Consider the following 23,548-nt stretch of genomic DNA (forward strand, 5'->3'; position numbering starts at 1 on the left):
CCAAGATCAACGGACAGGATCAATTGCGGCGTCCCCTGAGGGCTTCCGAAGCCTGGCGCCAGGTCGAAGCGGACAGGATGGAACCATGCATCGGTGGCGCAGTACGCGCGGGATCGCGGGTACCGTCAGCGACGCGGTGGGGGTGGCTCCGTCGATGCAGCTCGCTGCGGCGGCGCAACTCGGGAAGCGGTTCATCCGAGGCTTGGCGAAAAAGCTCCGCGAAGCTCGCCGGTGACTGTTCCTCCACGGCTTCGGCTGCCTCGACCGTTTCTGAAACAACCACAGGCGCATCGCTGCTGTGCAGCACCGTGACGGCGTGTTCGGTGACGCCGAGCAGGAAGCGCTTATCCCCCGCATCGACCACCACCACTGAAGCCTTCTGCCCCACGACCTGCCGGCTCACCACAGTGAGGGCAGCCTCTGCCCGACGGCGGCCCTTGCCTTTGCCGAGGCGCTTCTGGACGTACCAGATCAGCCCCACAACGGCGCCGAGGGCGACCAGCACCCGCAGCCCAAGGATGAACGAATCCATCTAGTACGTACCTTCTGCCCCATCCAGGATGCGGGTGATGCGTACGGCGTAGTCCTGGTCCACCACCACTACCTCGCCGTGGGCAATCAGCCGGCCGTTCAGCAGCACATCGGCCGGGGCACCGGCTGACCGGTCCAGTTCAATGACCTTCCCGGGCTCCAGCGCCAAGGCATCGCGCACTGACATCCGGGTCCGCCCGATCTCCACGGTCAACGCCATTTCAACGCTGCTGATCAAACCCAGCCGGGCAGCCAGGTCGTTGCCCTGTCCACGGGCACCGGAATCGGCGCCAGCACCGTTGTCCCGCACGCGGACAGCGAACCAGCCAAAGGGGGCGCCGCCGTCGTTCAGTTCGAAGACCGCGGTGTCCGGGTCGGCCAGCAGCCCCGCGGCGTCTTCCTCGCGCAACTCCCCCAGCACACCGGCGTCGAACGCTGAGGCGGCCTGCTCCAAAGCGGGACGCAGGACATCGACGGCCTGTACGGCCTGCTGGACGGCGCCACCCAACCCGGCCCCGCCTGCGGCGGCCAGGAACGACCGATCAACCAGCAACAACGCAAAGTCGGCCGTCAGGGCTCCCACGAACGTCGCTGTGACGGAGGGAGAAGCATGGGCAGCCGCGTCCTGCGCCGGAACAATGCCGGCAACGCGGAGGGTGGACGCGCTGGGCAGGTGGCGGGCAAGCCGCTCGGCAGCAGCCGCCTGAAGGGTCAAAATGTTGCTCATCGCTGATGCTCCTCGGTTGTGACGATGACGGCAGCGGCCCGGGAGCCGTTGCGGGCGGCCGCGGCGGTGGCCAGGCGGGTGCCGTTGATGGTGACATCGAACGGCCGGTTCTCAAGGTGCGGCAGCGGCAGGACGTCCCCGACGGCGAGGCCCAGGATCTGTGCGGGGGTCACCGGTGCGGCGGTCAACTGGACGGCAACATCCACGGGGACCTGCGCGAGCTGGGTGCGGACCAGCGCTTCGTTGTCAACGCTGTGGACGGTAGGGTTCACGTCGCCGAGGCGGGACAACAGCACGTCGGCAGGAATCGCCAAGGTGGAGGCGCACTGGGTTTCGCCGACGTTGACGCTGAAAGACGCCACGATCATGAGCTCGGAGGGCGCTGCTGCCTGCGCGAACTGCGAGTTGTACTGGATACCGTCCATCGCCACGGCTTGGGTGAGGAGATTGCCCAGCGAATACCGGAGATCCTCCAGTACTTCCTCGACCATCCGCGAGACCAGCGCGTGCTCTATCTGCGTGAACTTCCGTTCAGGGACGGCGGTTTCCGTTGAGCCGCCCAGCATCCGGCTCAGCCATGACAAGGCAGCGGTTGCAGGGAACTGGATGACCAGACGGGACTCGCTGCCGTCGATCCTGCAGAGCACCATGGAGGTGACCGACGGGAGGGAGGCAGAGTATTCGTCATAGCTCTGCATACTGAGCTGTTCCAGCGTGGCCGTGGACTTCAGCCGGACCTTGGCAGTGAGTTGCGTACCCCATTGCCGGGCGAACGTTTCGAAGGCCACTTCCAGCACGCGGCTGTGCTGGCGCGGCAACGTGGTGGGTCGGCGGAAGTCATAGACGTCCACGCTGCGCTGGCGTGCCGCCGCGCGATCTTCCTGTTCTCCCACGGACCGCACTATCGGCACGTCAGTGAGGCACGTAAGACTTTTCCAGGTACGACTATTCCGCCACTATTTCGCGGCTTTCGCAGCAGCCGCGGATTCCTTGGTTTGGGCTTCGATCGCGCCGGGAATCAGCGCGCGCACCTCCTCCGGACTGGAGGACAGCAACACCACATCCACGCGTCGGTTCAACTCCATCAGCTCTTCGGTGGAATCGTCCGTCACCTGGCGGGCGGCACCAAAAGCCACCGCACCGATGCGACCAGGCGGCATGCCTGCGTCGTCCACGAAGTACCTGAGGACGTTGACGGAACGCGCGGCCGACAGCTCCCAAGTGGAAGCGTAGGCGGTGATTCCCTTGGCCGCGTGGCCCTCCACCATGACTTCAAGCCCGGACCCCACCACCGTGGGTGCGATGGTCTTCAGGATCTCAAGGGCACGGCTGGTCAGATCCGGCATATCCGGCTGGAAGAACGTCTGGGAGCCCACCAGCTTCACGGACAGTCCACGCTCTCCGACGTCGAACTGCACGTTCTTCCCGAGGCCCTGCGCATCGAGTTTGGCTTTCATCTCATGTTCAAGGGCAGTGAGCTTGTCGGCTTCCTTGATGGCCAAATCGAGTGCAGAGAAGCCCTCGCCGTCGGAAGCTGCGAGCTCCGCGGGCACCACCACTCCAGTAGCCGTGTCCACTTTCTGGCTGATCTGGCTACCGAAGCCTGTTGCCAACGAATTACGGAGCTTCTCGAACTTGTCCTGGTCCACCGAGGACATGGCGAACAGGACGATGAACATGCACATGAGCACGGTGACCATGTCCATGTAGGAGGCCATCCAGCGTTCGTCGACGTGGTGCTCCTCGGGCTGGGCGCCCCGTCTCCTGCGGGACCTCATGCTGCCCTGGACGCCGAAAACTTGCCGGGCCTGCCGCCGTCGTCGGCTTTGCCCTTGCCGTCCTTCGGCTTGCCGTTGGTTTCGCCCGGAGCCATGGCGCGCAGCCGTTCGGCCAGCAGCAGGGGCTGGGTGCCGTTCTGCACTGCCAACAGGCCCTCCATGAGGAGCGTCATACGTTCGACCTCAAGCTCGGACAAGCGCTTGAGCTTGGCGCTCAACGGCAGCCAGATGAAGTTCGCGGACAACAGGCCCCAGAGGGTGGCCACGAAGGCTGCCGCGATCATCGGGCCCAGGTGGTCAGGCGAGGACAGGTTTTCCAGGACGTGGGTCAGTGAGACCACGGTTCCAATGATGCCGATGGTGGGCGCATAGCCGCCCAGCGCCGCGAAGAACTTGGAGGACACATGGTCCGCCCGCATTTTGGTGTCGATCCCGTCCTCCATCAGGAGGCGCAGATCCTCGGCGTCCGTACCGTCGGCGATGTTCTGCAGCGAGCGCTGCAGGAAAGGGTCCTTGGCGTTGTTGGCCTCTTCCTCAAGGGACAGCAGACCGTCGCTGCGGGCTTTCTCGGCCAGGCGGATCAACTCGTCGATGCTCTCCGCCGGCTTGGCGGGCTTCCCGAGGAAGGCTTTGGGGACGTCCTTGAAGGCCTGGACCACGTCGCGGAGGGTGTTCCCGGCCAACCCCACCGCGATGGTGGCCCCGAAGACCAGGATCATGGGGGCGGGCAGGAGCAGCGACATGAGGTTCGCGTGCTCCAGGGTGACCATGGCCACCACGGATGCGAAGGCCAGCAGCAGACCGACGATTGTCATGGACTACCTTCCGTTCGGGTGGTTGGGCTCTGAGTCGTCCGCCTCAGGGGACCTGACAAGGCTTAGCGGATAGCCCGCCACCGCCGGCAGATCCTGGGCGCGGCGCAGCACACTGGCGCGATAATTTGCGATCAGTTCCACCACTTCAACCAGCGATTCCCGCACAACGTAAGCGGCGCCGTCGAGCGTCACCAAATGAGTGTCCGGGCTCTCATGGATGCGTTCGAGAATGTCCGGATTCACGGCGAAGCGTGTGCCGTTGAGGCGGGTGACAACGATCATGGGCCGTTTCTTGTGGGGTGTGGCTGGACGTGGTGCTGTCCCCTACTGTCGGCCGGAGCGGGCCGGGCGTTAGGAAGGCGGCCGGATCACCGCCTTCCCCGGCCAGGCTTAGCGCTTCAGGTTGCTCAGTTCCTGCAGGACCTCATCGGAGGTGGTGATGATGCGGGCGTTGGCCTGGAAACCACGCTGCGCGACGATCAGGTTGGTGAACTCCTGGGAAAGATCCACATTGGACATCTCCAGCGACCCGGAAGTCAGCGACCCAAGTCCCCCTTCGCCTGCGACGCCAAGCTGGGCCGCGCCCGAGTTGGCGGTTGCCACGTACGTGGATCCGCCGGCCTTTTCGAGGCCTTCGGGGTTGGTGAAGCGGGCGAGGGCAACACGCGCCAGGACTTCCTTGGCACCGTTGCTGAAGGATCCGATCAGGGATCCGTCACCGGCCAGGGTGAAGGACTCGAGTTCGCCGGCCTCGGCGCCGTTCTGTCCGGTCACTGCCAGTGTGCTCATCTGTGCGAAGCCCGTCACGGAACCCATGTTCACGGTAATGCCGCCCACCGTCATGGTTCCCCCGGACGTGAGGGCGCCGCTGGCGAACGTGAGCGTGGAGGTTCCCGTTGAGCCGTTGGCGTCCGCTCCGGCAACGTTCCAGCCGGTTGCCGACCGGCTGAACGTCAGGGTGAGGCTGCGCTCCGCACCGTTGGCGTCGTACACCTTGACCTGGCGCTCAACCGAGGTGCCCACGGCGGCGTCCGAGGGCAGGTTGCCGCCCAGGGTCGCGCTGGTCGTGGCAACCGCCGGAGCGGTGGTGTCCGGCGACAAGGTGATGGGTCCCGTAGCCCCGCCCGGGTTCACCACACCATTGGTGGCCGTCCAGCCCTGGAGGATGCCGCCGTCGGGGCTGACCAAACGGCCGGCCGCGTCCATCTGGAAGTTGCCTGCGCGGGTGTAGTACTGCTGTGTGCCTTTACCGGTGACGAAAAATCCCTCCCCGGAAATCATGAGGTCCGTACCCCGGCCGGTGCTCTGCGAGGAGCCCTGGCCGAAGTTGGTGCTGACGCCGGCCACCCGGACACCGAGTCCGATCTGTGCCGGGTTGGAGCCGCCCACGTCCTGCTGCGGACCGGCAGCGCCCTGGGTCATCTGCGAAAGCGTGTCCTGGAACTGGGCCGACGACGTCTTGTAGCCCGTGGTGTTGACGTTGGCGATGTTGTTGCCGGTGACGTCAAGCATGGCCTGGTGGGCACGGAGGCCGGAAATTCCGGAGTACAGCGAACGGAGCATGGTGTTGCCTTTCTTCGGGGTGGTTCGGGGTGGGTGGTGGGAGTCAGGTGGTGGGCTGGGCGGTGGTGGTTTCGGGCGCGGAGGCTTTGGCGGCGGTCATACCGGTGATCAAATCCAGGGGCACCTTCGCGCCACCTACGGTCACGGTCGGGACGCCGTCGGCGAAGGACACCGCGCTGGCAGTACCCTCACCTTTGGTGCCGTCGGCGAGCGTGTAGCTCACCTCGGTGCCGATGATTTGGGCCGCCGCGGTACGCATCTGCAGCGAGAAACTTTCCTTGGCACCGGCCGTCAGCTCAGTCATCTTTTCCATCATTGAAAGCTGCACCGACTGGCTCATCATCTGGTTGGTGTCCATGGGCGCACTGGGGTCCTGATACCTCAGCTGCGTCACCAGCAAGGACATGAAGACCTCCGAATCCATGGTCTTGACCGGAGTCCTTGGTGCGCTGCCCGACGCTACGCCGTTGTTGGCCGCGATTGCGGGGATGGTCATGGTTGTCTCTCCTTCACGTCAGACGAGGATGTCCAGGCGGTGTGGACTGTTGGGGTCGAGTACGACGCCGGGTGGCAGCTGGCGTCGTCGCTGCGGTAGGTCCTCGGTGCTGTTGGTCCCAGGGTTACCGTCGCGGCGGGCCGGCTGTTGTGTGTCACGGGGTGCATCACTGTTTCCCTGGCCGGTGTCTTTTCCTGTATCCGGCGGGCTGTTGTGGGAGGACAGGCTCAAGCTCGCACCGGTGTCTTCCAAACCACGCCGGAGTTCCGGGAGGACGTGTCGGACCGCTTCCCGCCCGGCGTCTCCCGGTGCGAACAGTTCAATGCGCACCCCTGCGGCGTCGATATGGGCCCTCACCGTGAGTGGCCCCAGATCCTCCGGTGTCACCCGCAGCGTCATCACGTGTTCCCCCGGTGCAGCCGACGCGAGGGTAAACAGCGGGGCGGCGAGCTGGGGACTGAGGGCGGCTTGGGGCGGTGTGGGGGTTGGCAGCGGGGTGGGGGTGGGCTGCGGGGCAGGGGTGAGCTGCAGGGTGGGGGCGAGCTGCGGGGTGGGGGTTGGCCCGGACGGCGTGGCGGTCGCAGGGGTGACCTGTGATGGTGCGGGCACCTCGGGCGCACCGTATTCGGCGGTCCCCTGCACGCTAGACGGTAGGAAACGTCGAGTGTGCAGCGAGCCATCGACATGGGCGGACGACATGGCCTCGGCATCCGCGGGTGATTCCGAGGTCAGTGGGACTTGGGCAGACGCAGACCCAGACCCAGACCCAGACCCAGACGGCAGGATGCGCGCAGGCTCCAAGGCAGGTGCAGTCCCAGTCCCAGTCCCAGTCCCAGTCCCAGAACCAGAACCAGTCCCAGCCGGCAGGATGCGCGCTTCCGCAAGGGTGACCTCTGACGGTGTGGGGGCCTCGGGCGCACCCGATTCGGGGGTTCCCTGCGCAGGGTGCCGTTCCAACCATCGAATGGGCAGCGAGCCATCGAAATGGGCGGACGACGGGGCATCGGCATCCGCGGGTGATTCCGAGGTTGAGGGGACTAGGGCAGACGGCGTCCCGAACCCAGTCCCAGACGCATTCGCAGACCCAGTCCCAGAACCAGAACCAGAACCAGAACCAGACGGCAGCATGCGCGCTTCCGCAGGGGTGACCCGTGACGGCGCGCATGCCTCGGGCGCACCCGATTCGACGGTTCCCTGCACTTTAGACGGTAGGAAACGTCGAGTGTGCAGCGAGCCATCGACATGGGCGGACGACGGGGCGTCAGCATCCGCGGATGATTCCGAGGTTGAGGGGACTAGGGCAGACGAAGTCCCGAACCCAGCCACAGACCCAGACCCAGACGGAGTCCCAGACACCGCGGAGCTACCGGACACGCCGCCGGCCGGGGGCAGGCGGACATCGCCCCCGACAGGTACCCCAACACTCCCGACCCCAGTTGCAGGCACCCCAGTACTTGCGGTTTCGGTCACACCAGCACCCTGGACAGCCTCTCCGGCCGTTCCACCGTTCCCGGTCGCACCCGTTTCGGGGGTTCCCTGCGCAGGGTGCCGTTCCAACCATCGAATGGGCAGCGAGCCATCGAAATGGTCAGTCGGCGCTTCCGTGTCCGGGTTCAGAGCTGCTGCTGAATCCGCGCGCATCGCATCCGTTTCGACGGTTCCGTGCGAATTAGAGGGCAGGAAGCGTCGAGTGTGCAGCGAACCATCGAAATGGAGGGACGTCTGGGCCCCGGTACTCACGACAGAGGCAACCGCAGCCGGGACAACAGCAGCTGGGGCAACCGGCGCCGAAGCAACCACGGCCACCACCGAATCCGGAGCCACCACGGCCCCCGTGCCCAGACCCGCACCCGCAGTACCATCCGGCTCAGGCTTATCCGATTCGACGGTTCCCTGCGGACTAGTGGGCAGGAAGCGTCGAGTGGGCAGCGAGCCGTCGAAATGGGCCTCACCCGGCACCATCTCGCAAGCCATCGCAGCCTCGAAGGCGCCCGCACTTGAGACAGCTCCTGCACTCCCAAGAGCACCAGCGCCACGAGCGCCAACTCCACCAGCCCCAAGACCAGCTGCACCAGCCCCAGCAGCGCCAGCACCACGACCCACCCCGGCAGGAGCACCCCCGGGAAACCCACCCACGGTCTGCATCATGAGCCACCTGCCGGGACGATCCGGCGGATGGAGGTCAGGTTGGAGTACTTCTCCCAGGCGTCCCGGATCTGGATGGTCTGGCCAGGCACGGGAGCGTCGATGGCTTTGCCGTTGCCCAGGTAAATGGAGATGTGTTCGCCACCGTAGCTGACCAGAAGGTCACCGGGCCTGGCCTCTGCCAGTGAAGCCACAGGGGTGCCCTTCCGCATTTGATCGCTGACCACCCGGGGCAGTTCAACTCCGAGGTCCTTGAAGACCCGTTGGACGAATCCGGAGCAGTCCATCCCCACAGCCGGGTTGGTCCCACCCCAGACGTAGGGCACACCGATGTACTTCTTGGCTGCAGCCACCACGGCGTCACCCGAAACAGCCCCACCGGCCGTGCCGACAGCTGCGGTCCCGGCAGCCGCCGTCGTACTTGCTGTTGCGGAAGACAGCAATGACGCCAACCCGGCGGAACCCACCCCGGAAGCCATGGAAGACGAAGAAGAAGACGTCCCCATCGCACTGCTCAGCGCGGAGGCGAACGACGCGGCGTCGGTGGCCGAGGTGGCCGAGGCAGCCGAAGCGGCAGCAGTCGCCGTGGACGAGGACCCACGTGCCCCCTGCGCCAACTGCTGCAACTGGGCCTCGATGCTGTTGATCCGCCCGATGGCGTCGGTCATGCTCATGAGCCGGCCTTCCTGTGCCAGGCCGTGGAGGCAATTTCGTCCAGGACACCTTGCTCGGCGCGGAGCAGGGAGGCGGCATACTCGGCGTCGTGGCGGACTTCGAGCTTTTCCAGGCCCACGGACCGGCGCTTAGCTTCGGTGTACTCGGCCCGCGCTGAGGCGGCCTCGCTTTCTGCCATGGCGGCCAAGGCATCAAGTTCGGCCAGCATGCTCTGCGACGAGGCCCGCGCGGCCGCGATGGCCAGCAAGGACGCTGAATCTCCCGCGTGGCCGGCGGAATCCGCCAACGCTTCACGGGCTTCCGCCCGCCGAACACGCAACGACGCCGAACGCGAGTTCGCCGCAGCCAGCCCGCTTTCTGCGGACTTCTGCTCGGCCTGCCGCAGCCTCAGCAGCCCTGCCAGGGAAAATTGTCGGTTCACGCAGCTCCTTCAAAGTGTCCAAAGTTCGCTGAAAGTCGGGAGAGTTCGGCCCACGACTGGCTGTGCGGCGTCGATTCGCCCATGCCCTGCCGCAGGAACCGGTCGATGGCGGCTTCGTGATCCAGCGCGGCATCCACCAAGGGGTTGCTTCCGTGCCGGTACGCGCCGACGTCGATCAGGTCCTGGGCACTGCGCCTGGCCGCCAGCACGCGCCGAAGTGTCACCGCGAGCGCCGTGTGCTCCCGGGCATTCACTTTCGACGCCACGCGCGACACGGAGCCCAGCACGTCGACGGAGGGGAAATGCCCCGTGACGGCGAGCTTGCGGTCCAGGACCACGTGGCCGTCCAGGATGGAGCGGGCAGCGTCGGCGATGGGTTCGTTGTGGTCGTCACCGTCGACCAGCACGGTGTAGATCCCGGTGACGGAGCCGGTTTCCGCGGTACCGGCACGTTCCAGGAGCCGCGCCAGGACGGAAAAGGTCGACGGCGGGTAGCCGCGTGTGGCGGGCGGCTCACCTGCGGAGAGGCCGATCTCGCGTTGGGCCATGGCCACGCGTGTCAGGGAATCCATCATGAGCACCACGTCCTTGCCGGCTTCACGGAAGGACTCGGCGATCCGGGTGGCGGTGACGGCTGCCCGGAGCCGCATCAGCGCGGGCTCGTCGGAGGTAGCGACCACCACCACGGAACGGGCCAGGCCCTCCGGTCCGAGGTCGTCTTCGAGGAATTCACGCACTTCACGGCCGCGCTCCCCTACCAGGGCGATGACGGAGACTTCGGCGTCGGTTCCACGGGCCACCATGGACAGCAGCGAGGACTTACCCACGCCCGAGCCGGCAAACAGCCCCATGCGTTGGCCCCGGCCGAAGGTGGTCATGGTGTCGAGGACGCGGACCCCGGTCTGCAGGGGTGTATCGATGCGTGCCCTGCTCATGGCCGACGGTGCTTCCTGGTCCAGCGGAACCTTGCGGGAGGGCGGCAAGGGGCCTTTGCCGTCGATCGGCCTGCCCAGCGCGTCGAGTACGCGGCCGAACAAGCCGGGACCTGTGGGCACCAGCATGGGTGTGCCTTTGGCCTGTGCCGGAGCTCCGGCAGCAACACCGGTCAACCTGCCCAGGGGCATGCACCGCACGGCCCCGCTGACTGAGGCGACCACTTCGGCGTCGAGCGCTTCAGGACCCGCGCCCACAGTGACGAGCTCGCCGACCGCGCATTCGAGGCCGGCGATTTCCAATCCCAGGCCGAGCACGGAAGTTACTGTCCCGACCCGTTGCGGAGCGGCGCCGGCCAACGCTGCATGAAAGCGGTCCGGGTGCGGCCGGTAGGCGTTCACGCGTCCGCTCCCAGCAGCGCTTGCTTGGCCCGTTCCAGCGCAGTTCCGATGCGGGCGTCGATCCACCCGTGCGGATACTCCCCGATGGCGTCACCGGGCCGGAGCGTCGGGTCCGGTTTCAGTTCGACACCGGGGACGTCGACGACGCCGGACGCCGCCAGCGCTGCAAGGTCACCCGGGTGCAGGCGCACCGAGGTGACGGTGTTGACGCCACCCAACGGGGCCAAGGCGCGGTTCAGGGCGGCGCGGGCGGTGTTCTCCCCGCGGGTGAGTTCGTAGCCCAGAATGGCTTCGGCCAGCTCGATCGCGCTCGCGGACAGAACATCCTGCACCTGTTCCAAGGTGACTTCCTGGCGGTGCTGCGCCGCAGCGGCTGCCGCCTGCAAAAGCTGAACGGCATGCGCCACAGCCGAGCGGCCGGCGTCGAGCATGTCCTCATGATCGGCCTTCAGCTGTTCCTGAAGCCGGCGCTGCTCCGCCGCGGCAGCCCGCATCCCTGCGGCGTAACCGGCGGCGTGGCCTTGGACGAATCCCCGGTCGGCCCCGGTGGAGCGTTCGGTGGCGCCGACCGTGGGGAACGTGACGCGGGTGAAGTGCTCAGTAGACAAAGTCGTCCTCGTCCCCGCGCCGGACAACTATGGCCCCTTCGGCTTCGAGTTCGCGGATGGACCGGACGATCTCGGCACGTGCTTCTTCGACCTGTGAGGCACGGACAGGCCCCGACGCTGCCATCTCGGACTCGAGGATTTCGAGGTTGCGGCCGGACATGTTGGCGCGGACGGTGTCCAACACCACGGGCGGGGCGCCCTTCATGGCCACGGCCAGGACGTCGGCGCTGACCCCGCGGAGGATCCTCTGGATGTCCCGCGGTTCAAGTTTCACAATGTCCACGAACGTGAGCATCCGGGCACGGACTTCGGTGGCGAGCTCCGGATCAAGAGTGCCCAGGCCGTCGAGCACTGAGCGTTCCGTGGTGACATCGGATCGGTTGATGATGTCCACCAACGGCTGGATGCCGCCCACGTTCTCGTTGGACTTCCGTTGGGACATGACTGCGCCTGCCCGGACTTTGAGGGTTTCCGCCACGATTCCCACGGCTTCAGGTGAGGCCGAGCCCATGGTCGCGATGCAGCGGGCCACTTCGATGCGTTGCGTGTCTCCCAGTCCGGACATGACGGCGGATGCTTTCCCGGGCCGCAGGTGGGCCAGGATGAGGGCGATGGTCTGAGGCAACTCGCCGTCGATCAGGGCCAGGATCTGGCCGGGGTCCATCATTTCCAGGAACTCGAACGACTTCCCTGCCATGGTGGACGCGAGCCGGTCCATGAAACCGGCAGCTTTGTCGGCGCCGAAGGATGCTTCCAGAAGCCCGACGGCGAATTCCTGGCCGCCGCGGGCAGTGCGGCGGCCGCTGACGGCCAGTCCGTGGAACTCACTGATGACGTGGTCCGCCACCACGGAGGACACGCGCCGGAGCCGGACGATTTCGGCGGCGATGTCCTCGGCTTCGGATTCCGAGAATTGGGCCATGACCGCAGCCGCACTGGCAGGACTCATCTGCATCAGCACGACGGCAACCTTCTGCACCCCACTGAGTGCCGAGGCTTCCGGAACCGTGTGGCTCATACGGAGTGCCTTTCATCCATCAGGCCGCGCAGGTATTCGGCCGTCCGTGCCGGGTTGTCCGCCACCATGGCCTCGATCTGTGCCCGCTTAAGTTCGCCGTCGAGCACTTCGGAGCCGGGGAGCGGCAGCGCCGGAGTGGGCTGGAGGGGTGCGGCAGGTTGAATTGCGCTCACCTCGATGGCGGTGGTTGCCGGTCCGGTGAGGGCCGGCGTCGGAGCGGCTTCAGGCAACGCATCGAAGTCGGATTGTTCGCCGAGGTCCACTGGCTCGCGGCGTTGGCGGCGCTTCAAAGTGATAAGTACTGCGACGATCAGCGCGATGGCAGCCAACAGGATGCTGCCGGCGAGGATGAGCGTGTTCATGAGGGCGGCTTCCTTGGCTGCCTCCGCGTCGGCTTGGGCGGCGCCCAGGGCTTCGGCTGCCTTATCCGCCGCTGCCGTGCTGAACGGGAGTACCTCCACGGTGACGACGTCGCCTCGGGCTGCGTCGATCCCGGCCGCTGAGGTGACCAGGGCACGCACTGAGTCCACGTTGACGCCGCCGGCAGCGGCCTGGTTGATGGCCACGGAGATGGTTTGGCGCTTCACGGCACCTTGCGGAATGGTGCGGTCCTCGGTGACTTTATTGACGGCGTTGTTCTTGGTGGTGTCGCTGGAGTCGTAGCTTCCGTTGGCGTCGGTGCCGCCGGGAACTGCGATGTTGTCCGGGCCCAGCACTCCTGCCGCTCCCCCGCCGGTTCCGGTGTACGTCTCCGTTTTGGTGGATTCGCTGAGCGCCGGGGTGTCCGCTGCGGGTGTGAAGGTTTCGCTCCGCTGCTGCGCCGATTCCGCGGTGACATCCGCGGCGACAGCCACGGTGGCATTTCCGGGTCCCACAACACTGTCCAGCACAGCCCTGACGGCATCCGAGGTGCGTTGCTGGTAGTCGGCGGCCTGCTTGGAGGACGACCCTGTGGCTCCGCCGCCCACCGTTGAGAGGACATTCCCTTGGGAATCAACCACCGAAACGTTGGTGGGCTTGAGGTTTTCGATGGCCGCTGAGGTCAGGTGGACAATGGCCTGTACTTTGTCCGAGGACAGCGTGGTGCCGGGCTGGGTCTCCACGAACACGGATGCGGTCGCCTCCGGGGTGGTATCCACGAACACGGACTTCTCCGGGATGGCAAGACGAACGGCGGCACTCTTGACCCCGTCCATGGCTTGGACAGTGGTGCTGAGTTCGCCCTCAAGCGCCCGCTTGTAGGTGACCGACTGCTGGAACTCGGAGGAAGTCACGCCCAGTTTGTCCAGCAACGAATACCCTGTGGCTGCGGCGGACGGCAGGCCCGCCGCGGCAGCCTTGAGCCGTTCGTCGTAGACCTTGTCTTCCGGAACCAGGATGGTGGAGCCGCCGTTACTCAGTTCGTAGGGAATGTTGTCCTTGCGGAGCTGCTCCACGATGCTGTTGGCATCCGTGTCCTTCAGACCCGAGAACAGCGGCGAATAGGCGGGCTTGCCCAACCAGGCGGTCAGTGCGACGCCGCCAAGGACCAGCACGGCCAGGCCAAGTATGGCGAGCGTCCGTTGGGCGGGTGAAAAGGCTTGGACTCCGCTGCCGAGTTTGCGGAAGAACTGGGTAATCCCGGGTGGCATCAGGCCTGCATCCTCATGATCTCGTTGAACGCGTCAATGCCTTTGTTCCGGACGGCGGCCACCAGTTCAAAGGTCACTTGGGCGCGGGTGGAGGCAAGGGTCGCTTTGTGGATGTCGTCCAGGTTTCCCGTGACCGCCGACACCGCCAGTTCCTTCGACGTTGATTGCAGGGACTGCAAATTGTCGACGGCGCCCGTCAGGGCGGTGCCGAAGTCGCCGCCGGCGGCGGACGGCTGAGCGGCGGTGATGTAGCCCGTTCCAGTGACGCCCTGAATGCTTCCGATGGGTCCCAACGCCATTAGGACTTCCCTATCTCGAGTGCTGCCAAGTATGTTTCGCGGGCCCGGTCCACCACTTGGGCGTTGGCTTGGTACCCGCGTTGGGCAATGATCAACGTGCCCATTTGTTCTGCCATGTCGATGTCCGGGTACCGCACGTTGCCGTCAGCGTCAGCCAACGGGTGGTCGGGCTGGTACACGATGCGGCCTTCGCCATCGCCCAGGGGAGTGCTCTTGACGTACACACCGTCGCCGTTGTTGCCTTCCGCAGCCTCGATGTAGCGGGCACGGAACGCCTCGCCGTCGGTGCTGGAGGCGTTGTTCATGTTGGCGAGGTTGTCCGAGACCGCATCCAGCCATTTGCGGTGGACGGTGAGGGCGGAGCCGGCGATGCCGATTGCGTCGAAGGTCATCAGTTGGTCCTCAACGCGGTGCGGAGAGAGGTGAATTCGCCCGCAACGGCCCGTGAAGCGAACTGGTAGCGCAGCACCGTGTCGATATTGGACAGTGTCTCGGTATCGAGGTTGACGTTGTTGCCGTCCGTACGGGTTGGCTCATCCGACGGAGAGATGGTGGCGTTCACGCTGCCATCCCCGGAACGCACCGAAGCCGCCAGTTGGTCTTCGAACGAGACCCTCTTGGCTTGGTAATTGGGTGTGTTCACATTCGCGATGTTGTTGGCGATGGTCCGCTGGCGCAAGGAAAGCGCGTCCAAGGCGCTGGCCAAGGCGGCGGAAGTCACGGATTCAAGCACAAAGTCCTGCCTGGTGGTTTCGTCAGGCCAATCCGTGGCCATGCATCGAGCGATCCCTGCTCAGCAACAGCTATCGGCCGGGCACGAAAGCACGTTAGAAAAATCAGGGGACCTATTTTGCAGACGTGGTGCGCTCTTTCTGCAGACTCTAGACCTTGTCGGTCGGCGCCGCCTTCTTGTCCACGCTGGCCGTCAGCTCGTCGATCCTGTCCAAGGCGTCACTGAGCCGGGTGACCGTTTCCCACAACCCGGGGTGCTGTTCCCGCACTTCCTCCAAATCGGTGCCGGCCGAGGTGAGCGAGCCGAGGTCGAAGCTCACGTTGGTCCTGGCGCCGGCGATCGCAGCCCGCAAGGCACCGAAAGCAACTACCACGTCAGCTATGAGCGCAGGGTTTCCATTGGATGCGAGCCAACCCAGGTCCTCGATTGCCTCCATCGCCCGCTCCCCCAGCACCGCAGACGCCTTCGCAGCATCTACCGAGGCCTTATGGATCGCGTCGTCCCGCTCCGGACCGGGGTCCAGGCGGAAAGCGGCACCGAAGGCCTTGGAAGCTGCGGCGTCCTCGTCAGCCAACTGCAGGGCCGTCTCCCGCAGGGCCCGTGCCCGTTTGTGCAGGTCCGCCAGCTCAGCACCATGCCCATCCGTGTAACCGGCAACCATGGAGGTCAGGGACGCGGCGATGGCCAGCATGACACCTGTCCCGGCGCCACCGCCGGGAGAACCCGTGGACTCGCCAAGGGCACTCGTCCAGTCCTCAACCGTGGATGACCGTGTAGTGACTGACTCTGAATCATTCATGCCACCAGTGTGCCGGGATTTCCCAGCCCGCGCAGATTTTGGTGTGGATACACTGGCCAGACCGACGGCGTCGAACGAAAAGGGCAGACTCATGACCATTGACCTCGAAGAGCTTTACAAAGACCTCCACGCGAACCCTGAACTGTCGTTCCAGGAAACCAGAACCGCCGGAATCGCAGCCGGCCATTTGGAGAATCTCGGCTTCACTGTGCATCGCAATGTCGGCAAGACCGGTGTGGTGGGTGTCCTTGAAAACGGGGCCGGGCCGGTCGTCATGCTCCGCGCAGACATGGATGCCCTGCCGGTCAAGGAAGCAACCGGACTGGACTACGCGAGCACGGCAGTCGGCGTCGACCATGAAGGAAAAGACGTTCCCGTGATGCACGCCTGCGGGCATGACGTGCACGTGACCTGCCTGGTAGGAGCAGTGGAAACACTCGCCGCGCAGCGGGCAGACTGGCAGGGCACGCTCATCGCGGTCTTCCAGCCGGCGGAGGAATGGGGCGGCGGCGCGCAAACCATGGTCAAGGACGGCCTGTACGACCGCGTGCCGAAACCCGATGTCGTTCTGGGCCAGCACGTGGCACCCTTCCCCGCCGGATGGTTCGGTGTCCGCGCCGGCGTCACGATGGCCTCGGCTGACTCCCTGAACGTCACCCTCCACGGCCGCGGCGGCCACGGCTCCCGCCCCGAAACCACGGTTGACCCGGTGCTCATGGCTGCCGCAACCACCGTCAGGTTGCAGGGCATCGTGTCCCGGGAGGTCGCCCCCGGCGATTCGGCAGTCGTTACCGTGGGCCAGGTCCATTCGGGAACCAAGAACAACATCATCCCGGAGACCGCCACGTTGGGACTCAGTGTGCGGTCGTTCAGCAATGCGACCCGGGACAAGGTGCTGGGTTCCATCGAACGGATCGTCCGGAGCGAAGCAACAGCTTCCGGCGCACCCAAGGATCCCGAGTTCCATTACGAAGAGCATTTCCCCTTGACCGTCAACGATGAGACGGCTGCGGCACGGGTCAAAGCGGCCTTTGCTGCGACATTCGGTGAAGGGCACATCATGGACCCCGGCCCGGTGTCCGGAAGCGAGGATGTTGGGGCGTTGGCGAAAGCTGCGGACGCTCCCCTGGTGTTCTGGTTCCTCGGCGGCGCCGAGCCTGCGTTGTTCGCGGAGTTCGCCACCACGGGGCGGCTTCCGGAAGACATCCCGTCCAATCACTCGCCCTACTTCGCACCTATCATCCACCCCACCTTGGCCAAGGGCTCAGAGGCCCTGGTGACGGCGGCCCGCGAATTCCTTGGGGCTTCCCAATAGCCAGGGGGCTTCCCACTAGCACCCAGGCGTCTTGGCACCCAGGCCAGGGACAGATAACGCTTCGTCGAAGCCTCGTCGGAGCGTTATCTGTTTCCCAGCCGCGTCAGCCGCGCACGTCCAGCAACAGCGGCCGTGCTGAAAGCGACCCGGAGGGAACTGCGTCGATGGCAGCCAGTTGCGTTCCGGCGTCGTGCTTTAACCGCGCGAGTATCGCCGCCGCATCTGCCTGGGCATCCAGCACACGTCGGGCGCGCTCAGCCAGGGAAGCAGGCAAAGGCCCTGCATCCACAGGGGGCGTCCACGTAGGAACATCGCCGCCGGAAACGGCAAGGGCTATGTCGCGCTCAAAACCGTCCAGGATGGCAGACCACTGATCAGGCGACACCCAGTGCCCTGCCGGTTGATGCCGCCGCCGGAGCGTCAGCGGACAGTTTCGCTGCGGCCTCATGCCAGCCCTGGCGCAGTGGTTCAAGGAGTTCGATGCACTCCTTGGTCCGCTCCACATCCCGGTAGATGTTGGCACCGATCAGGGCTTCCATGGAGTAGTCGTAGATACTCGCCAGCGACGCCGCCCCGTCCCACGCATCCATCTGCAGCGTTGAACGCAGTTCTGCAACGATGGCCTGGGCGTGCAGCAGGTTCTCCCGCGCCACGTCCCAGGTGGAGTTCTCCTGCGCCAACTGGGCACGTTTGAGGTCCAGCAGGAGCCGGTCGTAAAGCATGGTCAGCAGCCGGGCAGGCGGAGCCGAAAGAACGGCATCGTCGTTGTACCGGGAGAGTTGCTGGGCGCGGAGGGCACTGTAGGTCATGGCTTATGCTCCTGGGGTCTGTGTCGAGAGGCCGGAAATTTGGCCCGACAACCAAGCTGACTGTGATTGGAGTCCTCCCAGCAGCACCTCCATGTTGGTGTACACGGCCTGCAGGGTGGCTCGGCGGGTGATCAGCCGCTGGTCCCAGTCCGCGATCCTGTTGCCCAAATCGCGCACCTCCGATTCGCGGCCCTTGATCAGGCCGGAAATGGACCCGTTGTAGGGGTCGGCTGCCGCCTTGGCGGCATCCGCAACACGGGCGGCCAAACCCTGCACGGCGGCCTGGGCTGCAGCAGGGTCCGCTGCGAGTGCGGCAGAGAACTTCCCGGCGTCAAAGGTGAAATCGCCGTCCTTGGTGATGTTGATGCCGTACTCCGCCGGCGATTTGCCGTTGATCGGACGGGACAGCGCCGCCAGGACTTGGTCGTTGACGGCGCGGACAGTGCTGTTGCCCGTGAAGATGCCGGCTTTGGGAACGGTGGCGCCCTTGGCATCGGTGGTCTGTGACACTGCCGTGTAGATGGCGATGAACCCCAGGACGTCGTTGACGGACTTGACCAGGTCCTCGGCCTTCTTGGTGATCCCCGGAACGTCGCTGGCGACCGTGATGGTGACCGGTCCCGCGGTCACCGCCGAAGCAGTGACGGAGACGCCGGGAAGAATGTCGGCAAAAGTATTGGTACCGGAGGTGAGGACCTGGGCCGCGGGCGTGCCTGCGTACAGTGTCGCTTTGGCATCCTGGGCGGACTTCACGACGGCGGCATTCGGGTGGGCCATCAGGTCCACCGCCGTGCCTGCGGTGACCTGGGCGGCGGTTCCCTGGTAAGCGGTGAAAGCGCCTGCCGTACCGGTGGTGGTTGCTGTCAGTTGCAAGCGATACGTGCCGTTGCCTGCAGGAACCTTGACTGCTTGTGCACCTGCGGCCGCGGCGTTGATGGCGGTAACCACGTCATCCAGGGACGTGCTTGCCGGAGTGATTTCGGTTTGTTTGCCGGTGGAGTCAACAAGAGTGAAACGTGCCGGAGCGCCAACGCCATCTGCAGGCCAGGAGGTCACTGCCGCCGTGACGTTGACCTGCGTCTGGGCGAGCTGAGTTATGGTGACGTCGATGGAACCGGCGAGGGCCGTCGTCGTGGTTTTAGCCGTAACGGACGGTGAACTGCTGGTGGCGGTGAACAGGTTCAGGGCGCCGGTTTTCGCGTTGCCCGAGGCCAGGTCCTTGAGCGCGGTGAGCTTGGTGTTGAATGACTGCAACGTCGAAATGATGGTCTGGTTGGATGCCAGCTTGGTCTTGAGCTGGGTCTGGGGCAGTGCCTCGACGGCCATCATTGAGTTGATGATGTCCGTGGTCTTCAGGCCGCTGACGATTCCATCGATCGCAGTTCCCACAGTGTCCCTTCCGGATGACGGGTAAAACAGAATGTCCGACGACGGCCGGCCGGGTTTGGTGCCCGGCCGGCCGCCATCGCATGCGGCTCAATGCTGTGAAGGCTTAGCGCAGGAGGGACAGAACGCCCTGGCCGGACTGGTTGGCCTGCGCCAGCATGGCAGTGCCGGCCTGGGACAGGATGTTGGCCTTGGTGTACTTGACCATTTCGGCTGCCATGTCCGTGTCAGCGATGCGGGACTGCGCTGCCTGCAGGTTTTCGCCGGAAACGTTCAGCGTCTTGATCGCGTGGTCCAGACGGTTCTGGTTGGCACCCAGGTCCGAACGCTGTGCCGAGACCGTGCTGATCGCAGCGTCGATAGCGGTGATCGTGGTCTGCGCCGCAGCGTTGGTGGTCACGTCAAAGCCGGTAGCGCCGGTGGCCGAAGACAGGGTGCCCGCCGCCGTTGCGACGTCGCCGAGGGTCACGGCGATGGTGTCGTTGGCGGTGCCGGCGGTACCAACCTGGATGTTCTTGGAACCACCCTTGAGGAGGTCGATGCCGTTGAAGTTGGTGGACTGCGTGATGCGGTCCAGCTCCTTGCCCAGGGAATCGGCTTCGTCCTTGATGGCATCGCGCGCAGCCGTGTTGTTGGTGTCCGATGCACCCTGGACTGCGAGGTCGCGCATGCGCTGCAGTACGGAGTGAACCTCGCTGAGGGCACCTTCAGTGGTCTGGATGAGGCTGATGCCGTCCTGGGCGTTGCGCGCGGCAACCGCGGAGCCGCTCACCTGGGACTTGAGGCCTTCCGAAATGGCAAGGCCGGCTGCGTCATCTGCAGCACGGTTGATGCGCAGGCCGCTGGAGAGCTTCTCCATCGACTTGGACAGGGTGTCCTGCGTGGCGTTCAGGTTGCGGTACGCGTTGTTCGCCATCAGGTTGTTGTTGATCTGCATGCCCATGAAATTTTCCTCCGTGATGTGGACTTACTGTGCGGCAGCCCATCCGTGGGCCGCCACACCCCACTATCGACGGGCTCCACTGGACCGGTTAGTAAAAACCGCAAGGAAAAGATTCAGTGCTTTTAGGGACGGTGCCGCTAACGAGGGACCCCCAACGGCCGATAGCTAGTGGGGAGTTGGCGGGAGAATCGCCATCCATCCCGCACCCTTACCGACCCGAACTGGAGTTGACCCACGTGGCCATCCATGAACTGTCAGCCCTTCTGTGGCGCGAGCGCGAACTCCTGGATCTCCTGACCTTCAAGCTCGAGGAAGAGCAGCTGTTGTTGACCGCCGGGAAATCCCGCTGGCTGCCGCACGGGACCCGTGAAGTGGAGCAGGTCCTGGATCGGGTTTCCAAGGCCGGACTCGCACGGACCGTGGAAACCGCGGCAGTGGCCGAACAATGGGGTGTCTCTCCGGACTGCTCGCTGGCTGACCTGGCTGCGGCCGCACCCGACCCCGCCTGGGCCGAGGTTCTGACGTCCCACTTGTCGGCCATGCGCCAGCAGACCTTGGCCATCAAGGAACTCCGTGACGCCAACGAGCAGTTCCTGCGGGCAGCCGTCCGCTCAACCCAGGAAACATTGGCCGACCTGAAACCCGCCGCCGGCACCTACGATTCCCATGGCAGAACCGGCGAAACCCCGGCCGCCCACCTCGTCGACCGGCAATTCTGACCGCAGCGGTTGGACCAGCAAAGGACATTTACGTGAGCACTTTCGGCGGACTCAATACGGCCTACCGCGGCCTCACCGCAGCGCAGCAGGCCATTAACCTGGCGGGCCAGAACATCGCCAATGCCACCACGGCCGGTTACACGCGGCAACGGCTGGAGCAATCGGCCATCGGCGCACCCCGGCCCGTGGGCCTCAACCCGGGCACCGGCCAGGCCGGCCAGGGCGTTTCCGTGGACGGGATCGCCCGGCTCGGCAGCAGCTTCCTGGACGCAGGGGTCCGAAACACCGCCGCCCAGTCCGGTTTCGCGGGGATACGGTCCACGGAACTCCAGCGCCTCGAGGATGCCCTGCAGGAACCAGGGCCGCACGGAATCTCGACGGCGTTGAACACCTTTTGGGCGGCGTGGCAGGGCGTCTCCAACCACCCGGGCGAGTCCGCTCCGGCGTCGGTCCTGCTGGAAGCTGCGGCGACGCTCAGCGAGACGGTTTCGGCCGGATACAAGGCCCTTGATGCTCAATGGACCCGCATTCGCGGCGAGGCGTCCGCCACTGTAGACGAACTGAACGCTGCGGCGGGCCGGGTTGCCGACCTCAATGCAACCATCCGTTCGGTGCTGGCCTCAGGCGGCTCGGCCAACGAACTTATTGACGCCAGGAACCAGATGACGGAGTCCATCGCTGCCTTGGCCGGAGGCACTGTCCGCGAAAACGCCGACGGCACCGCGGACGTGTTCATCGGGGGCAACGCATTGGTGTCAGGGACTTCGCACCGGGAGCTTAAGCTCGCGGGGCAAACGTCCATGAGCGCAACGGGGCAGCCGGTTCAGCTGGAGTGGGCGGACCGGGCCGGCGTCGCTGTCAACCTCGACGGCGGACAACTCGCCGGTGCCGTCTCGCTCCTGGCCCCTGCAGCCGCGGGCAGCAAGGGGGCGGGTACCGGCGGTGCGATCGCTGAAGCAGCCGCCGCCTACAACGCCTTCGCCACCCAACTGATGAACGATGTCAATGCCATCCATCGCACCGGCCAGTCTTCCAGCGGCGCAGCCAATCTGGACTTCTTCGCCAGCACGCCGGGTGGCCCCGTGGCGCTGTCCCTTCGCGTAGTTCCTGCCAGCGCAGCGGGAATCGCGACGGGAGCAGCGGGATCCGGCTCACTTGATGGCAGCATCGCCGACGCCGTGGCCGGGATCGGCTCCGGCCCGGGCGCCCCTGACACGTTCTGGAGCGGGGTGGTTGCCGGTATTGGCATGGCCTCAAGGTCAGCCCAGCAGCATTCCCAACTGTCCGACGCAGCGAGTGTGTCCGCCATCAGCCAGCGCTCCTCCGGCGCCTCGGTCAGCCTCGACGAAGAAAACGTAGCGCTGCTCGCCAGCCAGCATGCCTACCAGGCAGCAGCCCGCGTGATGACAGCCATTGACGAGGCCCTTGATGTCCTGATTAACCGCACCGGATTGGTGGGAAGGTAAGCCGTGCTCAATCGCGTCACCAACCAGATGATGTCGGCCTCCGTGCAACGGAACCTGCAGTCAGCGCAGGCCAGGCTTGCCGAGCTGCAGGACCGTGCTTTGACGTTGAAGAACATCACCCGCCCCTCGGACGATCCCGCAGGGGCAGCCCAGGCCATCGCCATGCGGGCCCAACTGAGTGCGGCCGCGCAATACGGTACCAACATCAGCGACGGCAACGGGTGGCTCGCCGCCGCCGACACCGCGCTGGGTCAGTCAACCAACATCCTCAACCGTGTGCGGGACCTCGTGATCCAGGCGTCCAACGGAACCCTGAACGGCACCGCCAAGGAGGCCATCGCCGTCGAGATCGAAGGCCTGGGCAAGGACCTCCTGACGCAGGCCAACACGCAGTACCTGGGCCGCAACGTCTTTGCCGGAAATTCGGACACTGCGGGCGCGTTCACCACCACCACTCCCCCGTCGTATGTGGGGGCGGGCGGCAGTTCCGTGGAACGCCGTGTCGATGCGGCACGAACCGTCAGGGTGGATTCCGACGGCGGTGCCATCTTTGGCGACGGCGCCGGCTCCGTTTTCGCGTTGGTGGGTGACGTCGTCGCGGACATCCGATCGGGCGCCGACCCCAACGCGCGGCTGGCGGCCATTGGCGAGCGGATCAAAACCGTGATCGACGGCCGGGCAGATGTGGGCATGCGGCAAACCCGCCTCGGCCAGGCCCAGGACTCCTTGGAAGGGATGAAAGCTACGCTGGAAACTCAAAGAGCCCGCGTCGAAGACACGGACTTGGGAAAGGCGGTTATGGATTTGAAATTGCAGGAAACCAACTACCAGGTGGCCCTCGCCGTCTCGGCCAAGGTGCTTCAGCCCACGCTGATGGACTTCCTCCGATGAGCACGACGCTGGCATTCGAAACGTTGGCTTTTGTTTCGCCCATGCCTGGACTGGAGTCCGCGGAAGGGTTCTCCCTGCGCGAAGTCCCGGGCGCCCAGGGCTTGTACGCGCTGGAAGTTTCCGAGCCCCGAGCGCGGATGTTCGTGGCCGACGCCGCGGTGTACGTCCCGGACTATGCCCCGGGCATCCCCGGGGCTGTGGTGGACGCACTGGGACTTTCCAGCCTGCTGGAGGCCACGGTCCTGGTGGTTGTTAATCCCGCGCCGGAGAAAACCACGGTGAATCTCATGGCACCCATCCTGCTCAATCCGGCGGACGGTTCCTGCCTGCAAGTGATCCTTGACGGCAACACCTACCCGCTCCGGGCCGAGCTGACGCGCTAGGCGCACACGAAAGGCGCTGCGGGTGCAGCGCCTTTCGTGTGTGCGGGTCCGGTCCAAGTGGTA

Annotated in this window: 28 protein-coding genes; 5 read left to right on the forward strand and 23 right to left on the reverse strand. The window is 65.3% G+C overall.

Annotation, left to right across the window (positions count from 1 at the left end):
• Window positions 1–19: 19 nt before the first annotated feature.
• From fliO to QF015_RS05935, 19 genes are all read right to left on the reverse strand, one after another.
• The gene (gene fliO, locus QF015_RS05845; RefSeq protein WP_429387683.1) at window positions 20–532 is read right to left on the reverse strand and encodes a flagellar biosynthetic protein FliO; all 513 of its coding nucleotides are present in this window, start codon (window positions 530–532) and stop codon (window positions 20–22) included.
• Window positions 533–1,258: a flagellar motor switch protein FliN gene (fliN, locus tag QF015_RS05850; protein WP_310202270.1), complete on the reverse strand. Its 726-nt coding sequence runs from the start codon at window positions 1,256–1,258 to the stop codon at window positions 533–535. It lies immediately after the preceding gene.
• Complete coding sequence (locus QF015_RS05855; protein WP_310202272.1) at window positions 1,255–2,151, reverse strand: flagellar motor switch protein FliM; 897 nt, start codon at window positions 2,149–2,151, stop codon at window positions 1,255–1,257. The genes fliN and QF015_RS05855 overlap by 4 nt, the downstream gene beginning before the upstream one ends.
• A gap of 63 nt (window positions 2,152–2,214) precedes the next feature.
• Complete coding sequence (locus tag QF015_RS05860; protein ID WP_310202274.1) at window positions 2,215–3,036, reverse strand: OmpA/MotB family protein; 822 nt, start codon at window positions 3,034–3,036, stop codon at window positions 2,215–2,217.
• The gene (locus tag QF015_RS05865; RefSeq protein ID WP_429387684.1) at window positions 3,033–3,851 is read right to left on the reverse strand and encodes a motility protein A; all 819 of its coding nucleotides are present in this window, start codon (window positions 3,849–3,851) and stop codon (window positions 3,033–3,035) included. The genes QF015_RS05860 and QF015_RS05865 overlap by 4 nt, the downstream gene beginning before the upstream one ends.
• Window positions 3,852–3,854: 3 nt before the next feature.
• Window positions 3,855–4,133 carry a flagellar FlbD family protein gene (locus QF015_RS05870; RefSeq protein ID WP_310202278.1) on the reverse strand — a complete coding sequence of 93 codons (279 nt, stop codon included), beginning with the start codon at window positions 4,131–4,133 and terminating at the stop codon, window positions 3,855–3,857.
• A 108-nt stretch (window positions 4,134–4,241) separates the two neighbouring features.
• Window positions 4,242–5,414, reverse strand: a complete 1,173-nt coding sequence (locus QF015_RS05875; RefSeq protein WP_429387685.1) for a flagellar hook protein FlgE — start codon at window positions 5,412–5,414, stop codon at window positions 4,242–4,244.
• Window positions 5,415–5,457: 43 nt separating this feature from the next.
• Window positions 5,458–5,910 (reverse strand): flagellar hook assembly protein FlgD, encoded by a 453-nt coding sequence (locus QF015_RS05880; protein ID WP_310202282.1) that lies wholly within the window; start codon window positions 5,908–5,910, stop codon window positions 5,458–5,460.
• Between the two features lie 18 nt (window positions 5,911–5,928).
• Window positions 5,929–6,552, reverse strand: a complete 624-nt coding sequence (locus tag QF015_RS05885; protein ID WP_429387686.1) for a flagellar hook-length control protein FliK — start codon at window positions 6,550–6,552, stop codon at window positions 5,929–5,931.
• A gap of 1,502 nt (window positions 6,553–8,054) precedes the next feature.
• Entirely contained in the window at window positions 8,055–8,729 is a 675-nt protein-coding gene (locus QF015_RS05890; RefSeq protein WP_429387688.1) for a C40 family peptidase, read from the reverse strand.
• On the reverse strand, window positions 8,726–9,151 hold the full coding sequence (locus QF015_RS05895) for a flagellar FliJ family protein (RefSeq protein ID WP_310202288.1): 426 nt from the start codon (window positions 9,149–9,151) through the stop codon (window positions 8,726–8,728). Before QF015_RS05895 ends, QF015_RS05890 begins: the two co-directional genes overlap by 4 nt.
• Window positions 9,148–10,485, reverse strand: a complete 1,338-nt coding sequence (locus QF015_RS05900) for a FliI/YscN family ATPase (RefSeq protein WP_429387691.1) — start codon at window positions 10,483–10,485, stop codon at window positions 9,148–9,150. Before QF015_RS05900 ends, QF015_RS05895 begins: the two co-directional genes overlap by 4 nt.
• Window positions 10,482–11,093, reverse strand: a complete 612-nt coding sequence (locus QF015_RS05905) for a FliH/SctL family protein (protein WP_429387693.1) — start codon at window positions 11,091–11,093, stop codon at window positions 10,482–10,484. Before QF015_RS05905 ends, QF015_RS05900 begins: the two co-directional genes overlap by 4 nt.
• Window positions 11,083–12,111 carry a flagellar motor switch protein FliG gene (fliG, locus tag QF015_RS05910; protein WP_310202294.1) on the reverse strand — a complete coding sequence of 343 codons (1,029 nt, stop codon included), beginning with the start codon at window positions 12,109–12,111 and terminating at the stop codon, window positions 11,083–11,085. The genes QF015_RS05905 and fliG overlap by 11 nt, the downstream gene beginning before the upstream one ends.
• Entirely contained in the window at window positions 12,108–13,742 is a 1,635-nt protein-coding gene (gene fliF, locus QF015_RS05915; protein WP_429387696.1) for a flagellar basal-body MS-ring/collar protein FliF, read from the reverse strand. Before fliF ends, fliG begins: the two co-directional genes overlap by 4 nt.
• Window positions 13,742–14,041 carry a flagellar hook-basal body complex protein FliE gene (locus QF015_RS05920; protein ID WP_310202298.1) on the reverse strand — a complete coding sequence of 100 codons (300 nt, stop codon included), beginning with the start codon at window positions 14,039–14,041 and terminating at the stop codon, window positions 13,742–13,744. The genes fliF and QF015_RS05920 overlap by 1 nt, the downstream gene beginning before the upstream one ends.
• On the reverse strand, window positions 14,041–14,433 hold the full coding sequence (locus tag QF015_RS05925; RefSeq protein WP_310202300.1) for a flagellar basal body rod protein FlgC: 393 nt from the start codon (window positions 14,431–14,433) through the stop codon (window positions 14,041–14,043). The genes QF015_RS05920 and QF015_RS05925 overlap by 1 nt, the downstream gene beginning before the upstream one ends.
• Entirely contained in the window at window positions 14,433–14,774 is a 342-nt protein-coding gene (locus QF015_RS05930; RefSeq protein WP_310202492.1) for a flagellar basal body rod protein FlgB, read from the reverse strand. The genes QF015_RS05925 and QF015_RS05930 overlap by 1 nt, the downstream gene beginning before the upstream one ends.
• A gap of 148 nt (window positions 14,775–14,922) precedes the next feature.
• A complete protein-coding gene (locus QF015_RS05935; RefSeq protein ID WP_429387701.1) occupies window positions 14,923–15,573 on the reverse strand; it encodes a cyclodeaminase/cyclohydrolase family protein in 651 nt (216 codons plus the stop codon).
• 91 nt (window positions 15,574–15,664) lie between these two features.
• Between QF015_RS05935 and QF015_RS05940 the strand changes: the two genes are divergently transcribed.
• Window positions 15,665–16,888 (forward strand): amidohydrolase, encoded by a 1,224-nt coding sequence (locus tag QF015_RS05940; protein ID WP_429387704.1) that lies wholly within the window; start codon window positions 15,665–15,667, stop codon window positions 16,886–16,888.
• A gap of 103 nt (window positions 16,889–16,991) precedes the next feature.
• Here QF015_RS05940 and QF015_RS05945 read toward each other — a convergent pair whose 3' ends face one another.
• From QF015_RS05945 to QF015_RS05960, 4 genes are all read right to left on the reverse strand, one after another.
• Complete coding sequence (locus tag QF015_RS05945; protein ID WP_429387707.1) at window positions 16,992–17,273, reverse strand: hypothetical protein; 282 nt, start codon at window positions 17,271–17,273, stop codon at window positions 16,992–16,994.
• Window positions 17,263–17,697, reverse strand: coding sequence for a flagellar export chaperone FliS (fliS, locus tag QF015_RS05950; protein ID WP_310202309.1), 435 nt, complete (start codon window positions 17,695–17,697; stop codon window positions 17,263–17,265). Before fliS ends, QF015_RS05945 begins: the two co-directional genes overlap by 11 nt.
• A 3-nt stretch (window positions 17,698–17,700) precedes the next feature.
• Window positions 17,701–19,086 (reverse strand): flagellar filament capping protein FliD, encoded by a 1,386-nt coding sequence (gene fliD / locus QF015_RS05955; protein WP_429387710.1) that lies wholly within the window; start codon window positions 19,084–19,086, stop codon window positions 17,701–17,703.
• A gap of 103 nt (window positions 19,087–19,189) precedes the next feature.
• A complete protein-coding gene (locus QF015_RS05960; protein ID WP_310202311.1) occupies window positions 19,190–20,026 on the reverse strand; it encodes a flagellin in 837 nt (278 codons plus the stop codon).
• A gap of 236 nt (window positions 20,027–20,262) precedes the next feature.
• Between QF015_RS05960 and QF015_RS05965 the strand changes: the two genes are divergently transcribed.
• Genes QF015_RS05965 through QF015_RS05980 form a run of 4 tightly spaced genes read left to right on the forward strand, consistent with a single transcriptional unit; the run spans window position 20,263 to window position 23,485 of the window.
• The gene (locus tag QF015_RS05965; RefSeq protein WP_310202314.1) at window positions 20,263–20,745 is read left to right on the forward strand and encodes a flagellar protein FlgN; all 483 of its coding nucleotides are present in this window, start codon (window positions 20,263–20,265) and stop codon (window positions 20,743–20,745) included.
• A 32-nt stretch (window positions 20,746–20,777) separates the two neighbouring features.
• A complete protein-coding gene (flgK, locus tag QF015_RS05970) occupies window positions 20,778–22,211 on the forward strand; it encodes a flagellar hook-associated protein FlgK (RefSeq protein ID WP_429387714.1) in 1,434 nt (477 codons plus the stop codon).
• A 3-nt stretch (window positions 22,212–22,214) separates the two neighbouring features.
• Window positions 22,215–23,102, forward strand: a complete 888-nt coding sequence (gene flgL, locus QF015_RS05975; RefSeq protein ID WP_310202318.1) for a flagellar hook-associated protein FlgL — start codon at window positions 22,215–22,217, stop codon at window positions 23,100–23,102.
• Window positions 23,099–23,485 carry a flagellar assembly protein FliW gene (locus QF015_RS05980; RefSeq protein ID WP_310202319.1) on the forward strand — a complete coding sequence of 129 codons (387 nt, stop codon included), beginning with the start codon at window positions 23,099–23,101 and terminating at the stop codon, window positions 23,483–23,485. Before flgL ends, QF015_RS05980 begins: the two co-directional genes overlap by 4 nt.
• Window positions 23,486–23,548: the final 63 nt, after the last annotated feature.

It is taken from the genome of Paenarthrobacter sp. TE4293, from assembly GCF_050435325.1.
GTDB classification, from domain to species: Bacteria; Actinomycetota; Actinomycetes; order Actinomycetales; family Micrococcaceae; genus Arthrobacter; species Arthrobacter nitroguajacolicus_C.